General features: G+C 36.4%; 1 pseudogene. It reads left to right on the top strand.

From position 1 onward, the window contains the following. Window positions 1–337: pseudogene (locus tag J8281_RS19260) on the top strand (preprotein translocase subunit SecY); the annotation flags it as partial. Window positions 338–360: the final 23 nt, after the last annotated feature.

Below are 360 nucleotides of genomic sequence, written 5' to 3'. Positions count from 1 at the left end.
AGTACCAACTAACAAAATGGCAGACGATTTAAAACGTAGTGGAGGTTTTATTCCAGGAATTCGTCCAGGGTCTGAAACTTCAGAGTACCTTGATAAAATAATGTCTCAGATAACTTTGCCTGGTTCTATATTTTTGGCACTAATAGCAGTGTTCCCTGCAATTATTGTAAAACTAATGAATGTTACCCAAGGTTGGGCATTGTTCTTTGGAGGAACATCACTATTGATTATGGTTGGTGTAGCGATTGACACTATGCAACAAATCAATTCGTATTTGTTGAATAGACATTACGATGGCTTGATGAAAACAGGTAAAAACAGAAAAGCGGTAGCATAAATTTAGACGATAGTAGTTAGTCA

Source organism: Aquimarina sp. U1-2 (assembly GCF_017897595.1).
GTDB lineage: Bacteria > Bacteroidota > Bacteroidia > Flavobacteriales > Flavobacteriaceae > Aquimarina.
Note: the sequence above shows the minus strand (reverse complement) of the source record. Positions and strands in the feature narration are given on the sequence as shown.